16 protein-coding genes and 1 riboswitch are annotated in these 19,324 nt (G+C 71.1%); of the genes, 8 read left to right on the top strand and 8 right to left on the bottom strand.

The window, feature by feature from the left end; translation table 11 throughout:
• The first annotated feature begins 86 nt into the window (after positions 1–86).
• Positions 87–344, top strand: a complete 258-nt coding sequence (locus ACIF8T_RS20425; protein ID WP_003992873.1) for a WhiB family transcriptional regulator — start codon at positions 87–89, stop codon at positions 342–344.
• A 183-nt stretch (positions 345–527) separates the two neighbouring features.
• On the opposite strand, the gene ACIF8T_RS20420 is transcribed toward ACIF8T_RS20425, so the two are convergent.
• The gene (locus ACIF8T_RS20420) at positions 528–1,994 is read right to left on the bottom strand and encodes a sensor histidine kinase (protein ID WP_400036982.1); all 1,467 of its coding nucleotides are present in this window, start codon (positions 1,992–1,994) and stop codon (positions 528–530) included.
• Between the two features lie 698 nt (positions 1,995–2,692).
• On the opposite strand from ACIF8T_RS20420, the gene nagB reads away from it, so the two are divergent.
• Entirely contained in the window at positions 2,693–3,478 is a 786-nt protein-coding gene (gene nagB / locus ACIF8T_RS20415) for a glucosamine-6-phosphate deaminase (RefSeq protein WP_400036914.1), read from the top strand.
• A gap of 85 nt (positions 3,479–3,563) precedes the next feature.
• Here nagB and ACIF8T_RS20410 read toward each other — a convergent pair whose 3' ends face one another.
• From ACIF8T_RS20410 to ACIF8T_RS20395, 4 genes are all read right to left on the bottom strand, one after another.
• Positions 3,564–5,045 carry a glycoside hydrolase family 3 protein gene (locus ACIF8T_RS20410; RefSeq protein WP_400036912.1) on the bottom strand — a complete coding sequence of 494 codons (1,482 nt, stop codon included), beginning with the start codon at positions 5,043–5,045 and terminating at the stop codon, positions 3,564–3,566.
• Between the two features lie 8 nt (positions 5,046–5,053).
• The gene (locus ACIF8T_RS20405) at positions 5,054–5,884 is read right to left on the bottom strand and encodes a carbohydrate ABC transporter permease (RefSeq protein ID WP_400036910.1); all 831 of its coding nucleotides are present in this window, start codon (positions 5,882–5,884) and stop codon (positions 5,054–5,056) included.
• Positions 5,881–6,870: a carbohydrate ABC transporter permease gene (locus tag ACIF8T_RS20400; protein WP_400036908.1), complete on the bottom strand. Its 990-nt coding sequence runs from the start codon at positions 6,868–6,870 to the stop codon at positions 5,881–5,883. The genes ACIF8T_RS20405 and ACIF8T_RS20400 overlap by 4 nt, the downstream gene beginning before the upstream one ends.
• Before the next feature lie 123 nt (positions 6,871–6,993).
• Positions 6,994–8,268 (bottom strand): extracellular solute-binding protein, encoded by a 1,275-nt coding sequence (locus ACIF8T_RS20395; RefSeq protein ID WP_400036906.1) that lies wholly within the window; start codon positions 8,266–8,268, stop codon positions 6,994–6,996.
• A gap of 399 nt (positions 8,269–8,667) precedes the next feature.
• Here ACIF8T_RS20395 and ACIF8T_RS20390 point away from each other — a divergent pair, with 399 nt between their 5' ends.
• The 5 genes from ACIF8T_RS20390 to ACIF8T_RS20370 all read left to right on the top strand — a co-directional run bounded on the left by ACIF8T_RS20390 (position 8,668) and on the right by ACIF8T_RS20370 (position 15,493).
• Positions 8,668–9,432, top strand: a complete 765-nt coding sequence (locus ACIF8T_RS20390; RefSeq protein WP_400036904.1) for a GntR family transcriptional regulator — start codon at positions 8,668–8,670, stop codon at positions 9,430–9,432.
• Between the two features lie 102 nt (positions 9,433–9,534).
• A complete protein-coding gene (locus ACIF8T_RS20385; RefSeq protein WP_400036902.1) occupies positions 9,535–9,792 on the top strand; it encodes a DUF3311 domain-containing protein in 258 nt (85 codons plus the stop codon).
• Complete coding sequence (gene mctP, locus ACIF8T_RS20380; protein ID WP_400036900.1) at positions 9,789–11,417, top strand: monocarboxylate uptake permease MctP; 1,629 nt, start codon at positions 9,789–9,791, stop codon at positions 11,415–11,417. Before ACIF8T_RS20385 ends, mctP begins: the two co-directional genes overlap by 4 nt.
• Before the next feature lie 475 nt (positions 11,418–11,892).
• Positions 11,893–11,971, top strand: a riboswitch (cobalamin riboswitch).
• A gap of 142 nt (positions 11,972–12,113) precedes the next feature.
• Positions 12,114–14,480, top strand: coding sequence for a ribonucleoside-diphosphate reductase subunit alpha (locus ACIF8T_RS20375; RefSeq protein WP_400036898.1), 2,367 nt, complete (start codon positions 12,114–12,116; stop codon positions 14,478–14,480).
• The gene (locus ACIF8T_RS20370) at positions 14,480–15,493 is read left to right on the top strand and encodes a ribonucleotide-diphosphate reductase subunit beta (RefSeq protein ID WP_400036896.1); all 1,014 of its coding nucleotides are present in this window, start codon (positions 14,480–14,482) and stop codon (positions 15,491–15,493) included. The genes ACIF8T_RS20375 and ACIF8T_RS20370 overlap by 1 nt, the downstream gene beginning before the upstream one ends.
• On the opposite strand, the gene ACIF8T_RS20365 is transcribed toward ACIF8T_RS20370, so the two are convergent.
• Positions 15,406–15,645: a hypothetical protein gene (locus ACIF8T_RS20365; protein ID WP_400036894.1), complete on the bottom strand. Its 240-nt coding sequence runs from the start codon at positions 15,643–15,645 to the stop codon at positions 15,406–15,408. The genes ACIF8T_RS20370 and ACIF8T_RS20365 overlap by 88 nt on opposite strands.
• 94 nt (positions 15,646–15,739) lie before the next feature.
• On the opposite strand from ACIF8T_RS20365, the gene ACIF8T_RS20360 reads away from it, so the two are divergent.
• Positions 15,740–16,702, top strand: a complete 963-nt coding sequence (locus ACIF8T_RS20360; RefSeq protein WP_400036892.1) for a GlxA family transcriptional regulator — start codon at positions 15,740–15,742, stop codon at positions 16,700–16,702.
• Between the two features lie 21 nt (positions 16,703–16,723).
• Here the strand turns inward: ACIF8T_RS20360 and ACIF8T_RS20355 are convergent, their stop codons facing one another.
• Positions 16,724–18,085 (bottom strand): cytochrome P450, encoded by a 1,362-nt coding sequence (locus tag ACIF8T_RS20355; RefSeq protein ID WP_400036890.1) that lies wholly within the window; start codon positions 18,083–18,085, stop codon positions 16,724–16,726.
• Positions 18,082–19,167 carry an epi-isozizaene synthase gene (cyc1, locus tag ACIF8T_RS20350; protein WP_400036888.1) on the bottom strand — a complete coding sequence of 362 codons (1,086 nt, stop codon included), beginning with the start codon at positions 19,165–19,167 and terminating at the stop codon, positions 18,082–18,084. Before cyc1 ends, ACIF8T_RS20355 begins: the two co-directional genes overlap by 4 nt.
• Positions 19,168–19,324 lie beyond the last annotated feature (157 nt).

The following is a 19,324-nucleotide window of genomic DNA, read 5'->3' as shown; positions in this document are numbered from 1 at the left end:
CGGTCGGCCCTTCACTTGTTGAGGGATTCGTGAAAGCGTTCACATTCACAAGCAATCTTCAGTAATACCAAGGAGAGGTAGCAGCCATGGACTGGCGTCACAACGCCGTTTGCCGCGAGGAAGACCCCGAGCTCTTCTTCCCCATCGGCAACACCGGTCCTGCGCTGCTGCAGATCGAGGAAGCCAAGGCCGTCTGCCGTCGCTGCCCGGTGATCGAGCAGTGTCTGCAGTGGGCGCTCGAGTCCGGTCAGGACTCCGGCGTCTGGGGTGGTCTCAGCGAGGACGAGCGCCGCGCCATGAAGCGTCGCGCCGCCCGCAACCGGGCCCGTCAGGCCTCCGCCTGACGCCCCACCCCTGCTGACAGCCTGAGCTTGGCGGCGCGTACAGCGCGTACGCATCTCCCGCCCCCGAGCCGCAGCGCGCAGTTCCCCCGATGCGCTTAGCAAACGAGCAGCAGCGAGCACTAGCCTCGGACCACACGGTCCGGGGCTTTTTGCTGTGCCCGGGACCCGCCGCCCGCGCGGGCGCTACTTCTGTGCCCGCACCGGGACGTCGAGGATCACCCGGGTCCCCCGCTCCGGGGCCGGCACCATGTCGAAGGTACCGCCCAACTCCCCCTCCACCAGGGTGCGTACGATCTGCAGCCCCAGGTTGCCGGCGGTCTGCGGGTCGAAGCCCTCGGGCAGGCCGACGCCGTCGTCCTGGACGGTGACCAGCAGGCGGGCCTCCTTGGTGGTCCCGCCGCGCACCGCCGAGACCTCGACCGTGCCGGTGTCGCCCTCGCGGAAGCCGTGCTCCAGGGCGTTCTGCAGGATCTCGGTCAGCACCATGGACAGCGGGGTGGCGACCTCGGCGTCGAGGATGCCGAAGCGACCGGTGCGCCGGCCGGTCACCTTGCCCGGCGAGATCTCGGCGACCATCGCCAGGACCCGGTCGGCGATCTCGTCGAACTCCACGCGCTCGTCCAGGTTCTGGGAGAGCGTCTCGTGCACGATCGCGATGGAGCCGACGCGCCGCACCGCCTCCTCCAGGGCCTCGCGGCCCCGGTCGGACTCGATGCGCCGGGCCTGGAGGCGCAGCAGCGCGGCCACCGTCTGGAGGTTGTTCTTGACGCGGTGGTGGATCTCCCGGATCGTCGCGTCCTTGGTGATCAACTCACGCTCGCGGCGGCGGAGTTCGGTGACGTCGCGGAGCAGCACCAGCGAACCGATGCGGGTGCCCTTGGGCTTGAGCGGGATGGCCCGGAACTGGATGACCCCGTCGTGGGCCTCGATCTCGAACTCGCGGGGCGCCCAGCCGCTGGCCACCTTGGCGAGCGCCTCGTCCACCGGCCCGCGGGACGGGGCGAGTTCGGCGGTGGTCTGCCCCAGGTGCTGGCCGACCAGGTCGGAGGCGAGGCCCATGCGGTGGTAGGCGGACAGCGCGTTCGGGGAGGCGTACTGGACGAGGCCGTCGGCGTCGAGGCGGATCAGCCCGTCGCCGACGCGCGGCGCCGCCTCCATGTCCTTCTGCTGGTTCGCGAACGGGAAGGCGCCGGCCGCGATCATCTGCGCGAGGTCGGAGGCGCTCTGCAGGTAGGTGAGCTCCAGGCGGCTCGGGGTGCGCACGGTGAGCAGGTTGGTGTTGCGGGCGATCACGCCGAGGACCCGTCCCTCGCGCCGCACGGGGATCGACTCGACGCGGACCGGGACCTCCTCGCGCCACTCCGGGTCGCCCTCGCGCACGATCCGGCCCTCGTCCAGGGCGGCGTCCAGCATGGGGCGGCGGCCGCGCGGGACGAGGTGGCCGACCATGTCGTCCTGGTACGAGGTGGGGCCGGTGTTGGGCCGCATCTGGGCGACCGAGACGTACCGGGTGCCGTCGCGGGTGGGGACCCACAGGACGAGGTCGGCGAAGGAGAGGTCGGAGAGCAGCTGCCACTCCGAGACCAGCAGGTGGAGCCACTCGAGGTCGGTGTCGTCGAGGGCGGTGTGCTGGCGTACGAGTTCGTTCATGGAGGGCACGTCAGCGAGCGTACCCGGGGGTCTGTGCGAGTCCGAAAAGCGCCGGGGCGGGGAGCGCGGTACGGTCCCCGGAAACACCCGCGGGCCGCGGCGCCTGGGAGGGACCCTCAACCCTCCCGGCACCGCAGCCCGGAGCATGTCCGGCCGGGGGGTGTGCGGTCCCGTCGGCCGAAGGGCGAGGAGCCGGGGCAGTCAGGGCAGAGAGCTCCGGTTCCTCGATCCGCCCTCCTGTGCGGGGAAGGCGGAAGACTGCGCGTGCGGCGCACGCCGTCCTCTCGTGCATTGTGGACTAGACCACTCAGGGTGTCCATGCGCGGGACGCCGTGCGTTGGTGCTGTGGAACGGTCGGTTCTCGGAATCGTTCGGACGTCCTGGTATCCACCACGCAGCCTAACCCGTGCGGGTTCACGTACGGGGCCGGATGGTCCTGGCATTTTCCCCGGACGCTTCCCGTTCCTCCCGGATCGCCCCGTCGTGCGCCGGTTGTGACACGCCCCGGAACACCGCCCCGGAACACCGCGCCGGTGCACCGCCGAGCGCGCCGGCGCGGGCCCGGCGGAGGGGGCCGGAACGCCCTCGCCCACCTGGGACGCGGGGCCCTCCTCTGTTAGATTGGATTGGTCTAAACCACATGGCCCTCCCGGGTCCCCGTCCCGGTTGAGTCCCCTCTCAGATCGGCAGGCCCCAGCGTGGAAGTTGTGATCGTTCCGGACGCCAAGGCGGGCGGCGAGCTCGTCGCCGAGGCCATGGCGCAGCTCCTGCGGCGCAAGCCCGACGCCCTGCTGGGCGTGGCCACCGGCTCGACGCCGCTGCCCGTGTACGAGGCGCTGGCGGCCCGGGTGCGGGCCGGCGCCGTGGACGCCTCGCGGGCGCGGATCGCCCAGCTCGACGAGTACGTCGGACTGCCCGCCGACCACCCCGAGTCGTACCGGTCCGTGCTCCGGCGCGAGGTGCTGGAGCCGCTGGGGATCGGCATGGACGCCTTCATGGGGCCCGACGGGACCGCCGAGGACGTCCCCGGCGCCTGCGAGGCCTACGACCGGGCGCTGGCCGAGGCGGGCGGGGTCGACCTCCAGCTCCTCGGGATCGGGACCGACGGGCACATCGGGTTCAACGAGCCGTGCTCCTCGCTCGCCTCGCGCACCCGGATCAAGACGCTGACCGAGCAGACCCGCGTCGACAACGCCCGGTTCTTCGACGGCGACATCGAGCAGGTGCCGCACCACGTCATCACCCAGGGCATCGGCACCATCCTGGAGGCCCGCCACCTGGTGCTGCTCGCGACCGGAGAGGGCAAGGCGGACGCGGTCGCGGCGACGGTGGAGGGACCGGTCGCCGCGGTGTGCCCGGCCTCCGCGCTCCAGCTGCACCCGCACGCCACCGTGGTCGTCGACGAGGCCGCCGCGTCCAAGCTGAAGCTCGCCGGCTACTTCCGGCACACCTACGCCAACAAGCCCGAGTGGCAGGGCATCTAGGCGGAGCCGCCCGTGCGGGAGACGCCGGTGCCGGGCACCTCGGGTGAGGTGCCCGGCACCGGCGTCTCCCGGACGGGTCCGGAGGTCATCCCCCCGTGATGACCTCCGCCGCCGCCCGGCCGCAGACGCGGGCCGCGCCGTGCGTGGCGATGTGCAGGGCACCGCGCGGCGGGGCCTGCGGGACGCCCATCTCGACCACGACGGTGTCGGGCCGGGCCGCCAGCAGGGCGTCGAGGGCGGCGCCCATCCAGGGGTGGCGGTGCTCGTCGCGGACGACGGCCACGATGCGGCGCGGGCCAGCCGCCGCGAGGGCCCCGGGTCCGGCGTCGGGTCCGGTGAAGCTGCCCGTCTCCGTGCCGGGGAGGCGGTGGAAGAGCTCCGCCGCCACGCCCCACGGCGTCTCGTCGCCCACGGCGATGTTCGCGACCGGGGTGAACGCGGCGACGTACGGCGGCTCGGTGAGCGGGGTGTAGCCGTCCGCGCTGGTCACCGTCAGGGCGCGCCGGGCGGCCCGGAGGCCGACCTCGGGGTCGGCGTCCGGCCGGGGCGCGGTCTGCGCGGCGGTCCACCGGGCCAGCTCGCGGACGCGGGCGGCGGCGTCGGCCAGGCGGTCCTCGGGCAGCTCTCCGGAGCGCACCGCCGCGACCAGGGCGTCGCGCAGCCGCCGTACGGTGTCGTCGTCGGCGAGGCCGCCGCCCACGCAGATGGCGTCGGCGCCGGCCGCGACGGCGAGGACGCTGCCGCGTTCGATGCCGTAGGTGCCCGCGATGGCCTGCATCTCCATGCCGTCGGTGACGATCAGGCCGTCGTAGCCGAGGTCGCCGCGCAGCAAGTCGGTCAGGATGCGGCGGGAGAGCGTGGCCGGGTGGTCGGGGTCGAGGGCCGGGACCAGGATGTGGGCGCTCATCACCGCGCGGGTGCCGGCGGCGACGGCGGCCCGGAAGGGGGCCAGTTCCCGCTCGGCCAGCACGGTGGCGTCCGCGTCGATGCGCGGCAGGGCGAGGTGGGAGTCGACGGCGGTGTCGCCGTGGCCGGGGAAGTGCTTGGTGCAGGCGGCCACGCCCGCGGCCTGGAGGCCGGTGACGTAGGCGGCGGTGTGCCGGGCGGCCAGCCGGGTGTCGGCGCCGAAGGAGCGCACGCCGATCACCGGGTTGGCGGGGTTGGAGTTGACGTCGGCGGAGGGCGCCCAGTTGAAGTTCACGCCGCAGGCGGCGAGGCGGCGCCCCAGCTCGAAGGCGACCGCGCGGGTGAGGTCGACGTCGTCGACCGCGCCCAGCGCGTGGTTGCCCGGGAAGGAGGAGCCGGTGCGCACCTCCAGGCGGGTGACGTCGCCGCCCTCCTCGTCGATGGCGACCAGGACGTCGTCCCGTTCGGCGCGCAGCTGCGCGGTGAGCGCGGCGAGCTGCTCCGGCGAGGCGATGTTGCGGCCGAACAGGCCGACGGAGGCGAGGCCCTCGCCGAGCCGGCGCAGCAGCCAGTCGGGGGCGGTGGTGCCGGTGAAGCCGGGCTGGAGGACCGTCAGCGCGTCGCGCGTGAGGGTGTCGGTGCCGCTGGCGAATGTCGTCATCGGGTGCGTTATCCCTTCACGGCGCCCGCGGTCAGGCCGCTGACGGCCTTGCGCTGCAGATAGACGAAGAGGACCAGGATCGGGACGGCGAACAGGGAGGACGCGGCCATCGTGGCACCCCAGTCGTTGCCGAAGACGGTCTGGAAGCTGGACAGCCACAGCGGCAGCGTCTGCGCGTCGGCCTGCTTGTTCAGCACCAGGACCAGCGGGAACTCGTTCCACGCCGTGATGAAGCCGAACAGCGAGGTGGACATCAGGCCCGGCGCGAGCAGCGGCAGGATCACCCGGCGGAACGCCTGGAGGCGGGTGCAGCCGTCCACCATCGCCGCCTCCTCCAGCTCCCTGGGCACGGTGGCGACGAAGCCGCGCAGCGTCAGGATGGTGAACGGCAGGATCATCATCATGTAGAAGAGCGTCAGCGGGACGAGGCTGTTCAGCATCGAGGCGTCCCGGACGATCATGTAGATCGCGATGACCATCACCTCCCAGGGCGCCATCTGGGCGAGCATGAAGCCGATGACGAAGCCGCGCCGCCCCTTGAACCGCATGCGGGCCAGGGCGAAGGCGCCGGCGAGGGCGACGACCAGCGAGAAGACGACCGCGAGGACCGTGACGATCAGCGAGTTGGAGACGAAGGTCCAGAAGTTGTCGACGCCGGTCGCGGTCCTGAAGTGCTCCAGGGTGACGTCGGTCGGGAACCAGACCGGGTCCTCCGCGATGATGTCGCCGGTCGGCTTGAACGCCGTGGCGAACATCCAGTAGACGGGGAAGACGAACCCGGCGAACAGGACGACGGCCGTGACGTTGGGCCACAGGCGGCCGAAGAGCGAGCGCTTCACAGCTCGTCCTCCTCTTGCTTGAGCACGATCCTGAGGTAGTAGGCGGTCAGGCCGAGCAGGATCAGGATGGTCAGGACGGCGATCGCCGCGCCCATGCCGTAGTGCTGGTTGCCGACGCCCTCGATGTAGGCGTAGACCGGCAGGATCTCGGTGAGCCGGTCGGGGCCGCCGCCGTTGATGACGTAGACCTGCACGAACGCCTTGAAGACCCAGATGATCTCCAGGAACGTCGTCGCGTAGAGGAAGGGCCGCAGGAACGGCATCGTGACGGTGGTGAAGCTCCGCCAGGCGTCGGCGCCGTCCAGGGCCGCGGCCTCGTACAGCTCGGCGGGGATGGTCGTGGTCGCCGCGTACAGGTTGATCGCGACGAACGGGATCGACATCCAGACGATCAGCACGGTGACGACGAAGAACGTCGACAGCTGGCTGCTGGTCCAGCTGTAGTCGGCCATGGAGTGCCAGCCGAGCTTGTCCAGGACCCAGTTGACCACGCCGAAGCGCTGGGCGAACAGCCACTGGTAGACGGTGGTGGCGGCGACCACCGGCATCGCCCAGGCCAGCACCAGGCCGACCATCAGGGTGAACCGCATCCGCTTGCCGAGGCGGGCGAGCAGCAGGCCGACCAGGGTGCCCAGCACCATGATCAGGGCGACGTTGACCGCCGTGAACAGGATCGAGCGGAGGGTGACCCGCCAGAAGTCCTCGCCGGTGAGGACCTCGGTGTAGTTGTCGACGCCGTTCCACTCGGTGACGTGCTGGATCAGCTGCGCCATGTTGAGGTTCTGGAAGGACAGCAGGAGGTCCTTCACCAGCGGCCAGCCGAGCAGCAGCACGGTGGCCGCGCAGGCCGGCAGCAGCAACAGATACGGCGCGAGCGCGCCGGCGCGCGACGCGGCTCGCGGGGTGGACCGGCCCGTTCCTCCGTCGTCCGCCCCCTTGCGGACGTCCGCCGGGCCGGAGGGCGGCCGTTCGGTCTGCACGGTCATGCTCGCGCTCTCTCTCCTCGACCTGCGTACGGTCGCCGGTGCGGGGCCGGGCGGGGCCCGCGGCGGACGCTCGCGGCGTCCGTCACGGGCCCGGCCGGGGGCCGCGCACCGGCTCCGGCGTCGTTACTGCTGCTGCGCCAGGCGCTTGTTGAACTCGTCCTCGACCTGCCGGGCGGCCTGGGCCGGGGACTTTCCGTTCAGGACGGCCGTCATGTACGTCTTGATCGGGTTGGGCGCGTTCTCGACCGCGGCCCACTCGGGGATCAGCGGCGTGGTGCCGCCGCCCGCGGCGGCCGGCGCCATGGCCTCGGCGGCGGCGTTGCCCTTGACGTTGGCCTGCAGCGACTCCTTGTTCGGGATGACGCCGTTGAGCTTGGCGAGCTGGCCCTCGTACTGGTCGGAGAGGGCGATCTTCAGGAACTCCTTGGCGAGGTCCTGCTTCTGGCTGCCCGCGGCGACGGCGAGGTTGGAGCCGCCGAGGAAGACGCCCTCGGGCTTGCCGGCCGTGGCACCGGGGATGGTGAAGTAGCCGATCTCCTTCTCGATCTCCGGGTTGGCCTTGATCGCGATGCCGGCCTCCCAGCCCATGCCGATGAAGGCGCCGGTCTTGCCCTTGCCGAAGACCTCGCCCTGCTGCGGGGTCGCCTCGTCCTTGTCCTTGGGGGCCTTGGAGAGGGCCTGGAACTTCTTGTAGGTCTCCATGGCGGCGGCGACCTTGGGGTCGTCGAGGTTGGAGACGTACTTGTCGCCGTCCTTCTTGACGAGCTCGCCGCCCTCGCCGACGACCAGGCCGACGAAGTGGTACCAGTTCTGGCCGGGCAGGTAGATCGGCTCGGCGTCGGTCTTCTCGCCGATCTGCTTCAGGTCGGCGTAGAACTCGTCGCGGGTCTTGGGGAGGTCCTTGATGCCGGCGTCGGCCCAGACCTTCTTGTTGTAGACGACGACGCGGTTGGCGAAGTACCAGGGGGCCGCGTACTGCTTGCCCTCGAAGACCGAGGAGTTGTTGAGGGACTCGGTCCACTCGCCGCCGATCTCGGCCTTCAGATCGGCGAGGTCGGCGAGGCCGCCGGTCTTGGCGTAGGCCGGGGTCTGGGTGTTGCCGATCTCGAAGACGTCCGGCGGGTTCTCCTCCGACAGGGCGGTGGTCAGCTTCTGCTGGATGCCGTTCCACTGCTGGATCTCGAACTTGACCTTGGCCTTGGTCTTCTTCTCGAAGGCCGCGGCGACGTCCTTCTGCCACTGGTCCGGGGAGGAGCCGTCCATCACCCACACCGTGAGGGTCTGGCCGGCGTAGCCGTCCGCCCCGGCCTTGCCCTCGCCGCCGTCGTCGCCCCCGCACGCCGCGACGGACAACATCATGCCCGCGACACCGATCGCGGATACCAGCTTGCGCTTCACGCCACCCTCCTCAGGGATGCCACAAACCCCCCTGCTCCCCGCGGTGTTCTGACGTACCGCCCATGGGGCCGGGACCTGGACCAATGGTGTAGACCAGTACCGGGAGCTTGGCCCAGACCATATGGCCTGTCAAGGGTCGGGAGTAGGCTCCTACCAGCCGTTATGGGACCTACATATGAAGGAACCTTTAAGTAAGAAACCCTCGAAAACAGCGGCTGTACGCCGTGTACTCGGGTAGACCACTTGGGCGGCATGGACTAGACCAAAAGAAGCGCCGACGGTATACAGAGGGGATCACGGAGCGTGCGGGGAACCGTCCCCGCCCGGGGCCGTGCCACGATGTGAGCCATGGCCGACGGACGTCGGCGGGGTCGGCATACGGAGCCGGGAAGGCGGAGCATGAGCACCGACGTCAGCAGTGCGGAGAACGAGAACGGGGCGACTGTCCGTACCGCACGCGTGCCCAAGTACTACCGCCTGAAGAAGCACCTGCTCGACATGACCGAGACGCAGGCGCCGGGCACCCCGGTCCCGCCCGAGCGGACGCTGGCCGCCGAGTTCGACACCTCCCGCACGACCGTGCGCCAGGCCCTGCAGGAACTGGTCGTCGAGGGCCGTCTGGAGCGCATCCAGGGCAAGGGCACCTTCGTCGCCAAGCCGAAGGTCTCCCAGGCCCTGCAACTCACCTCGTACACCGAGGACATGCGGGCCCAGGGCCTCGAACCCACCTCCCAGCTGCTGGACATCGGCTACATCACCGCCGACGACCGCCTCGCCCAGCTCCTCGACATCACGGCCGGCGGACGCGTGCTGCGCATCGAGCGGCTGCGCATGGCCAACGGCGAGCCGATGGCCATCGAGACGACCCACCTGAGCGCCAAGCGCTTCCCCGCCCTGCGCCGGTCCCTCGCCAAGTACACCTCCCTGTACACCGCCCTCGCCGAGGTGTACGACGTGCACCTGGCGGAGGCCGAGGAGACCATCGAGACGTCCCTGGCCACGCCGCGCGAGGCCGGGCTGCTCGGCACCGACGTGGGCCTGCCGATGCTGATGCTCTCCCGCCACTCGATCGACCGGGAGGGCAAGCCGGTGGAGTGGGTGCGCTCGGTGTACCGCGGGGACCGCTACAAGTTCGTGGCGCGGCTGAAGCGGCCCCAGGACTGACGCCCCGACCGGAATGCGGACGAGGGGTTCCGTATACGCCACACCCTGACCTAGATTTCCTGCGCATTGCACAGGTGTTCAGCGAGGGGACGGAGCCGCCTGATGTCGCAACCCCCGGAAGTCAGCAGAGGGCCGGTGGTGACGCCCGTGCGCGTCGTCATCGCCCTGTGCCTCGTAGCGCCGTTCGTGGCCATGTTGTGGGTCGGTTCCTACGCCAAGACCGACCCGGCCTTCATCGGCCTGCCGTTCTTCTACTGGTACCAGATGGCCTGGGTGCTGATCTCCACGGCGCTGACCGGCCTCGCCTACAAGCTGTGGCAGCGTGACCAGCGCGCCCGCAAGGGAGGTGCCGGCCGGTGAAGGACGGCGTGAACGGCGTCGCGCTCGCCGTCTTCATCTTCTTCTTCCTGCTCGTCACCGCCATGGGCTTCCTGGCCGCGCGCTGGCGCAAGGCCGAGAACGAGCACAGCCTCGACGAATGGGGCCTGGGCGGGCGGTCGTTCGGCACCTGGGTCACCTGGTTCCTGCTCGGCGGCGACCTGTACACGGCGTACACCTTCGTGGCCGTACCGGCGGCGATCTACGCCGCGGGCGCGGCCGGCTTCTTCGCGGTGCCGTACACGATCCTGGTGTACCCGCTCATCTTCACGTTCCTGCCGCGCCTGTGGTCGGTCTCGCACAAGCACGGCTACGTGACGACCTCGGACTTCGTGCGCGGCCGGTTCGGCTCCAAGGGGCTGTCGCTGGCGGTGGCGCTCACCGGCATCCTCGCGACGATGCCGTACATCGCCCTCCAGCTCGTCGGCATCCAGGCCGTGCTGGACGTGATGGGCGTCGGCGGCGGCGAGGACACCCACTGGTTCGTCAAGGACCTGCCGCTGCTGATCGCGTTCGGCGTGCTGGCGGCGTACACGTACTCGTCGGGGCTGCGGGCGCCCGCGCTGATCGCGTTCGTCAAGGACACCCTGATCTATCTCGTCATCGCGGTGGCGATCATCTACATCCCCATCAAGCTGGGCGGGTTCGACGAGATCTTCGCCAAGGCGGGCGACGCGTTCGCCGAGACGAACCCGGCGACGGGCGCGCCGCGCGGCGCGCTGGTGCCGGGCGAGGCGGGCCAGTGGACGTACGCCACGCTCGCGCTGGGCTCCGCGCTGGCCCTGTTCATGTACCCGCACTCGATCACGGCGACGCTGTCCTCGCGCAGCCGTGAGGTGATCCGCCGCAACACCACGATCCTGCCGCTGTACTCGCTGATGCTGGGCCTGCTGGCGCTGCTCGGCTTCATGGCGATCGCGGCCGGGGTGAAGGTGCAGAACGGGCAGCTGGCCATCCCGCAGCTGTTCGAGACGATGTTCCCGGACTGGTTCGCGGGCGTGGCCTTCGCCGCCATCGGCATCGGCGCGCTGGTCCCGGCGGCCATCATGTCGATCGCCGCCGCCAACCTCTTCACCCGCAACATCTACAAGGACTTCATCAAGCCCGACGCCACGCCCGCGCAGGAGACCAAGGTCTCCAAGCTGGTGTCGCTGCTGGTGAAGGTGGGCGCGCTGGCCTTCGTGCTGACGATGGACAAGACGGTCGCCATCAACTTCCAGCTGCTCGGCGGCATCTGGATCCTGCAGACCTTCCCGGCCCTGGTCGGCGGCCTGTTCACCCGCTGGTTCCACCGCTGGGCGCTGCTGGCGGGCTGGGCGGTCGGCATGGTCTACGGCACGGTCGCCGCGTACGGGGTGGCCTCGCCGACCCAGAAGCACTTCGGCGGCTCCTCCAAGGAGATCCCGGGCATCGGGGAGATCGGCTACATCGGCCTGACGGCCTTCGTGCTCAACGTCCTGGTGACGGTGGTCCTGACCTTCGTCCTGAAGGCGGTCAAGGCTCCCGAGGGCGTCGACGAGACCCGGCCGGAGGACTACACGGCCGACGCGGGCGACCCGGGCGTCCAGGTGGAGCTGCCGCCGGCCACGGCCGGAGCCGCCCACTAGGCAGCGCGCGTCACCGCCGCGGCCGCCCACCGGGCGGCGTGCGCCGACGGGCCGCCGGAGACGTCCGGCGGCCCGTCGGCGTATCCGGGCACATCCGCCCGCGGGGGCACCGCGGCCCGCCCGGCCGAACCGGGCGGGCGGGGCCGCCCGCGAGGCCCGCGGCCGGGGCGCCGGGGAGGCCCTCGTGCGCGCCCGCGCCGACCGCGCGCGGGCCGGCGCGGGGCTGCCGGCGGGCCGCCCCGCCGGCCCGGCGCTCCCCGCACGCCGCCCTCCGCGTCCCCGCACGCCGCCCCGCATCCGCGCGCGTCCGGGTCCCGTCCGCGCGCCCGGACGGGACCGGAACCCGGTCGCGCACCTCGGCGACCTCACCCCGCCCACCTGCCGACCGGCGCTCCGAGACCGGCGGCGACACAACATCTGGGGGTGTGATCGTCACCCGGCACAAGATGTATGCTCGTGCTCGCTGTCGCCGCAGGGGAATCCGGTGCGAATCCGGAACTGTCCCGCAACGGTGTACGGGCGTGCCCCGCGCACGCCCGTCCAGTCCGAGGACCTGCCGACGGTGCACCCGGCCGACCGGTCCGGGTGCCTGACGTCCGGGCCTCGTGGAATGGGCCGGCGGGCGCGGCGCCACGTGCGCTCGTGTGCTGCCCCTGCCCTCGGCGAGGCCCCGTGCCGAGCGAGGGAGAGCCCCACGTGACCATCGCGCCAGCCGATCCGGCCTCAGCCGCCCAGCCCCCGGAACACGACGGCCCCGGTGCCGCGCTGCTGCGCACCCTGACCGGGCTGACCGCCGACCTGCCCGACGCCGACCCGGGCCGGGTCGCCGCCGCCGCGCTGCGCGGCCGGTCCGCGCGGGCGGACGAGACGGAGCTGCGGGAGCTGGCGACGGAGGCGGCGGCCGGCCTGATCTCCGAGGACCCCGCCTACTCCACGCTGGCCGCCCGGCTGCTGACCCTCGCCATCCGCGCCGAGGCCGCCTCGCAGGGCGTGACGTCCTTCACCGAGTCCGTCGCGGCCGGGCACCGGGAGGGGCTGATCGCCGACCGGACCGCGGAGTTCGTGCGGGTGCACGCCGGGCGCCTGGACGCGCTGGTCGACCCCCGCGCCGACGACCGCTTCGGCTACTTCGGCCTGCGCACCCTGCACAGCCGCTACCTGCTCCGCCACCCGGTCACCCGCAAGGTCGTCGAGACGCCGCAGCACTTCCTGCTGCGCGTCGCCGCCGGGCTCGCCGAGGACGACACGGCGCGGTCCGCCGACGAGGTCGCCGAGCTGTACGGGCTCATGAGCCGCCTGGACTACCTGCCGTCCTCCCCCACCCTGTTCAACTCCGGCACCCGGCACCCCCAGATGTCGTCCTGCTACCTCCTGGACTCCCCCCGGGACGAGCTGGACTCCCTCTACGAGCGCTACCACCAGGTGGCGCGGCTGTCCAAGCACGCGGGCGGCATCGGGCTGTCGTACTCCCGGATCCGCTCCCGGGGGTCGCTCATCCGCGGCACCAACGGGCACTCCAACGGCATCGTGCCGTTCCTGAAGACGCTGGACGCCTCGGTCGCCGCCGTGAACCAGGGCGGGCGGCGCAAGGGCGCGGCCGCGGTGTACCTGGAGACCTGGCACTCCGACATCGAGGAGTTCCTGGAGCTGCGCGACAACACCGGCGAGGACGCCCGCCGCACGCACAACCTCAACCTCGCGCACTGGGTCCCGGACGAGTTCATGCGCCGGGTGAACGCCGACGCGCCGTGGTCGCTGTTCTCGCCGTCGGACGTGCCGGAACTGGTCGACCTGTGGGGCGAGGAGTTCGACGCCGCGTACCGGGCGGCCGAGGCCCGGGGCCTGGCGCGCCGGACGCTGCCCGCGCGCGAGCTGTACGGCCGCATGATGCGCACCCTCGCGCAGACCGGCAACGGCTGGATGACCTTCAAGGACGCCGCCAACCGCACCGCCAACCAGACCGCCGAGCCGGGCCACGTCATCCACTCCTCCAACCTCTGCACGGAGATCCTGGAGGTGACCGACGACGGGGAGACGGCGGTCTGCAACCTGGGGTCGGTCAACCTCGGCGCCTTCACCGACCCGGCGGCCGGCGCGATGGACTGGGAGCGGCTGGACGCGACGGTCCGCACGGCGGTGACCTTCCTCGACCGGGTCGTCGACATCAACTTCTACCCGACCGAGCAGGCGGCCCGCTCCAACGCCCGGTGGCGTCCGGTCGGCCTCGGCGTGATGGGCCTGCAGGACGTCTTCTTCCGGCTGCGCCTGCCCTTCGACTCCCCGGAGGCCCGGCAGCTCTCCACCCGGATCGCCGAACGGATCATGCTCGCCGCGTACGAGGCCTCCGCCGACCTCGCCGAGCGCAACGGTCCCGTGCCGGCCTGGGAGAAGACCCGCACCGCCCGGGGCGTCCTGCACCCCGACCACTACGACACCGAGCTCACCTGGCCGGAGCGCTGGACGGCCCTGCGCGAGCGGATCGCCGCGGTCGGCCTGCGCAACTCCCTGCTCCTCGCGATCGCCCCGACCGCCACCATCGCCTCCGTCGCGGGCGTGTACGAGTGCATCGAGCCGCAGGTGTCGAACCTGTTCAAGCGCGAGACGCTGTCCGGCGAGTTCCTCCAGGTCAACCCCTACCTGGTGCGGGACCTCAAGGAGCTCGGCGTGTGGGACGCCCGCACCCGGGAGGCGCTGCGCGACGCGAACGGCTCCGTGCAGGACCTCGACCGGATCCCCGAGGACGTCCGGCGGCTGTACCGCACGGCGTGGGAGATCCCGCAGCGCGGCCTGATCGACATGGCCGCCGCCCGCACCCCGTTCCTGGACCAGGCCCAGTCCCTGAACCTGTTCCTGGAGACGCCGACCATCGGCAAGCTCTCCTCGATGTACGCGTACGCCTGGAAGCGGGGCCTGAAGACCACGTACTACCTGCGTTCGCGCCCGGCGACCCGGATCGCCCGCGCCGCGCGGGCGCAGAGCACCGTCCCCGTCCCGCAGGCCGCCGCCGACGAGGCCGTCGCCTGCTCCCTTGAGAACCCCGAGTCCTGCGAGGCATGCCAGTGATGACCACCCGTCACCAGAACCTGCTCGACCCGGGCTTCGAGCTGACCCTGCGCCCGATGCGCTACCCGGACTTCTACGAGCGCTACCGGGACGCCATCAAGAACACCTGGACCGTGGAGGAGGTCGACCTCCACTCGGACGTCGCCGACCTCGCCAGGCTGTCCCCGGGCGAGCAGCACCTGATCGGCCGCCTGGTCGCGTTCTTCGCCACCGGCGACTCGATCGTGGCGAACAACCTCGTGCTGACCCTGTACAAGCACATCAACTCCCCCGAGGCCCGGCTCTACCTGAGCCGCCAGCTCTTCGAGGAGGCCGTCCACGTCCAGTTCTACCTGACCCTGCTGGACACCTACCTGCCCGATCCGGACGACCGGGCGGCGGCCTTCGCGGCCGTCGAGAACATCCCGTCCATCCGCGAGAAGGCCGAGTTCTGCTTCCGGTGGATGGACTCGGTGGAGAAGCTCGACCGGCTGGAGACGAAGGCCGACCGGCGCCGCTTCCTACTCAACCTGATCTGCTTCGCCGCGTGCATCGAGGGCCTGTTCTTCTACGGGGCCTTCGCGTACGTCTACTGGTTCCGCAGCCGGGGCCTGCTGCACGGCCTGGCCACCGGCACCAACTGGGTGTTCCGCGACGAGACGATGCACATGAGCTTCGCCTTCGACGTGGTCGACACCGTCCGCAAGGAGGAGCCGGACCTCTTCGACGACCGGCTCCGGGAGCAGGTCACCGACATGCTCCGGGAGGCCGTCGAGGCCGAGCTGCAGTTCGCGCGGGACCTGTGCGGCGAGGGCCTGCCGGGCATGAACACCGAGTCGATGCGGCAGTACCTGGAGTGCGTCGCCGACCAGCGCCTCACGCGGCTCGGCTTCGCCCCGGTGTACGGCTCGGAGAACCCCTTCTCCTTCATGGAGCTCCAGGGCGTTCAGGAACTGACCAACTTCTTCGAGCGGCGCCCGTCCGCGTACCAGGTGGCGGTGGAGGGCACCGTCGACCTGGACGAGGACTTCTGACGCCTGCCGTCGCGGGCCTCCTGGGCCTGCCTGATCTCGCGGTCGATGCGCCTCTCGCGCACGAGGCCGACCACCGAGGGCAGGACCAGGAGGACCAGCATCCCCAGCACGGTGACCATGGCCATGACCGCCTCCTTCTGCGTCGTTTCCATGGACACCACTGTCGCGCCGTTCACTCCTTACCGGCAGTGGCAGGACTGCCGTACACCCTCGAATTACTGCCATCCGTGCGGCACACTGGGCGGCATGCTGGAGAACGTGGCCGCCGTCCTGCTCGACGGTGTGAACCCCTTCGAACTGGGCGTGGTCTGCGAGGTGTTCGGCGTCGACCGCAGTGACGACGGCCTGCCCGTCTACGACTTCGCGGTCGCCTCCGCCGAGGGCCCGGCGCTGCGCAGCGACACCGGCTTCACCCTCCAGGTCGAGCACGGACTGGAGCGGCTGGCGGCGGCCGACCTGATCGCCGTGCCGGCCGGGCAGTGCTACGAGACCCGGGACTTCCCGCCGGAGCTCCTGGCCGCCCTGCGGAGCGCGGTCGACCGGGGCGCCCGGGTGCTCAGCGTCTGCTCCGGCGTCTTCGTGCTGGCCGCGGCCGGCCTGCTCGACGGCCGGCGCTGCGCCGTGCACTGGCGGCACGCGGACGCCCTGGCCCGGCAGTACCCGCACGTGGCGGTCGAACCGGACGTGCTGTACGTCGACGAGGGGCCGGTGATCACCTCGGCGGGCACGGCCGCCGGGATCGACGCCTGCCTGCACCTGGTCCGCAAGGAGCAGGGGCCGGAGGTCGCCAACCGGATCGCCCGGCGGATGGTGGTGCCGCCGCACCGCGACGGCGGCCAGGCCCAGTACATCGAGCGGCCGCTGCCGGTCTCCGACGGCGACACGATCGGCGAGGTGCTGACATGGATGGAGCGGCACCTCGACGAGGAGGTCACCGTCGAGCAGCTCGCCGCCCGCGCCCACATGTCCCCGCGCACCTTCGCCCGCCGCTTCCAGCAGGAGACCGGCACCACGCCCTACCGCTGGATCCTGCGCCAGCGCGTGCTGCTGGCCCAGCGCCTGCTGGAGGCGACGGACGAGACGGTCGACGCGGTCGCGGGCCGCACCGGCTTCGGCAACGCGGCCGCGCTGCGCCACCACTTCGTGCGGGCGCTGGGCACCACACCGCAGGCCTACCGGCGGACGTTCCGGGGCCCCGAGGCCGCCTGACCGCCCGCCGGACGCCTCACCTCACCGCGGCACCGGCGTGAGCAGCAGCCGGTTCGGACGCAGGGTGATGCCCACGCGGGTGGCCGGGTCGGAGCCGGGCACCTGCGCGAAGCGGTACTTGGTGGCCAGCGCCGCCGTGATCAGCGTGAGCTGCGCCATCGAGAAGTGGTCGCTCGGGCACTTGCGGTTCCCGACGCTGAACGGGCTCATGGCGTGCTTCGGCACCGCCTTGGCGCGCTCCGGGAGCCACCGGTCGGGGTCGAACTCCAGCGCGCGCTCGTACGACTTCGGGTCGCGCTGGATCCCGTACGGGCTGTAGATGATGTCCGCCCCGGCCGGAATGCGGTATCCGCCCAGTTCGGTGTCGGTCACCGCCCGGCGGGTCAGAATCCACACGGCGGGGCGCAGCCGCATGGCTTCGACGACCACATTGTTGGTGTGCGTGAGCTTGCGCACGTCCTCGAATGCCACGGGGCGCCCGCCGGTTACCGCGAGGACTTCGTCGCGCACCCGGTCCGCGTGTTCCGGATGTTCCGCGAGCACCCGCAGCAGCCACATGATCGTGGAGGCGACGGTTTCACTGCCGGGGGTGAGAATCGCGACGACCTGGTCGTGGATCTCCTGTTCCCCGATGGGGTCGCCATTCTCGTCCTTCGCCTCCAGCAATGCCGTCAGCAAATCGTCCGGCTTTTGACCAGATGCGCGGCGCTCGGCGACGATCTCGTCGACCAGGAGATGCAAATCGGCCAGCGCCCGGTTGAATTCCCGGTTGGCCGGCAGCGGCAGCCGGTAGAGCGGCCCGAGCGGGACGACCATCCGCCGGTACATACCGCGGAAGACGGTGGCGAGCGCGGTGCACAGCCGCTCCGCCCGCTCGTCCATGTAGTCGCCGCGCAACAGGCAGCGGGCCGCGATGCGCACCGCGACCCGGAACGACTCCGAGGTGCAGTCGATGGTCTGCCCGGGCTGCCAGCGCTCGGTCAGCGCGTGCGCCTCCTCCTCCATGATCGGCGCGTAGGCGGGGATGGCGGCCAGCCGGAAGGCGGGCTGGATGGTGCGCCGCTGGCGGCGGTGGAGCGGCCCGTTGGCGGTCGCGACCCCCTTCTTGCCGAGCAGGTCCTCCAGGGACTCCCACAGCGGCCCGGCGATGATGTAGTCGGGGCTGAGGGCCAGCGCGCCGGTGAGCTCCGGCGTGGTGGGCGCGTAGACGGTCTTGGGGCCCAGCTTCAGGCGGACCACGTCGCCGTGGTCGCGCAGCCGGGACATGAAGGCCAGGGGGTCGCGGGCCAGCTTCCAGCCGTGGCCGAGGAGCGGCACGGCGCCGCCCGCCAGCGGCGGCTCGCTCGTCCGGACGTCCGCGGGCCCGACTGACTCGACGGTCATTTCTCACCTGCCGCTTCGTTGGTGACGTACGGGGGTGTGGAGCGGTCGTCCCAGCTGTCGACCATGTACCGGCCGGACTCGTGGTGGAACCAGTAGACGGAGCTGAACCAGTTCCGCATATTTCCCACGCAGGCCCGCACGGCGCCGCTCAGTTCCTTTCCGCGGACCGTGCCGTCGGCGAGCTCGTCGGCGAACCGCAGGGCGTCCTTTTCGGCGTCCTGGAATTCCGTGACGCATTCCTCCACACGGCGCCGGACTTCCGCGATCGCCTCTTCCAGGGTCAGTCCCTCGTGGGTGATGAGACTGATGCCGAGATTGTGCACCTCGTCGCCCGCTATCTCCTTCGGGAGCGAGCAGAGGTCGTTGTACCAGGCGGCGAATTCCTGGCTCAGCAGCGCCGCCCGCCGGAACGCCGGGTCTTTCCGCACGGCGTCCGGGAGTTCGCAGCCCGCGCTCGGTTCGAGGAGGTCCGTCCAGATCCGGTGCGCGAAGGTGAGCCGGCGCAGTTCGAGGTACTCCTCGACGGTCGGGACGATGCCCTCGGTGCGGTTGCGGAACTCCCGGTCGTACGCCTCGATCACCGCGTGGAAGTGCCGGGCGAACCGGGCGTTCCACGTCCGCGGCAGGAACGAGTACAGCCGCAGCACGCTGTCCGCGAGCCCCGCGACCACCGGATCCTCGTGGTGCAGGTGGTCCTGCGGGGAGTCGAGGGCGGCGTGCAGCCGGTCCCGCAACCGCCCCCAGGCGGCCGGGCGGTGGTGGACGATGTCGCGGTCGTGCCGGTCGTCCCAGACGAAGAACCACGCGCTGTAGTCCGCGATCGCCTGGAGGACGTCGTCGGGGGCGCCTAGGTAGTACCCCGCCATGAGGTCCGTGTAGCACAGGCCGTCGGCATGTTCCTCCACCTTGTCGGCCGGCATGAGCCGCTTTTCGAGCAGCCACACACGGGTCTTCTCCTGAAGCCTCGGCCAATACGGGTGGAGGTGCCGGGGAAACGCCGCCTCGATCACCGGAAGGGAGAGCGACGGTGGAACCGCGATCGTGGTCGGTGTCGATGTGGTGCCGTGTGACAAGGCATGCACGAACAAACCCCTCTCAGCCGCCAGTCGGCGCTGCGCCCCTCCCGCTGTGCCGGGCGTGCGCCGTTGCGTAGCCCCGCTCATCCCATTCAGCACTACAACTGACCGGTATGGGAACGGATTTGCTTCATTCACCACCTCGGGGTGCCGGGAACGTCCG

Origin of the sequence: Streptomyces sp. NPDC085946, from assembly GCF_044540485.1 — a bacterium.
Classification (GTDB): Bacteria; Actinomycetota; Actinomycetes; order Streptomycetales; family Streptomycetaceae; genus Streptomyces.
The sequence above is the reverse complement of the archived record's forward strand: the minus strand, read 5'-3'. Positions and strand labels throughout refer to the sequence as shown.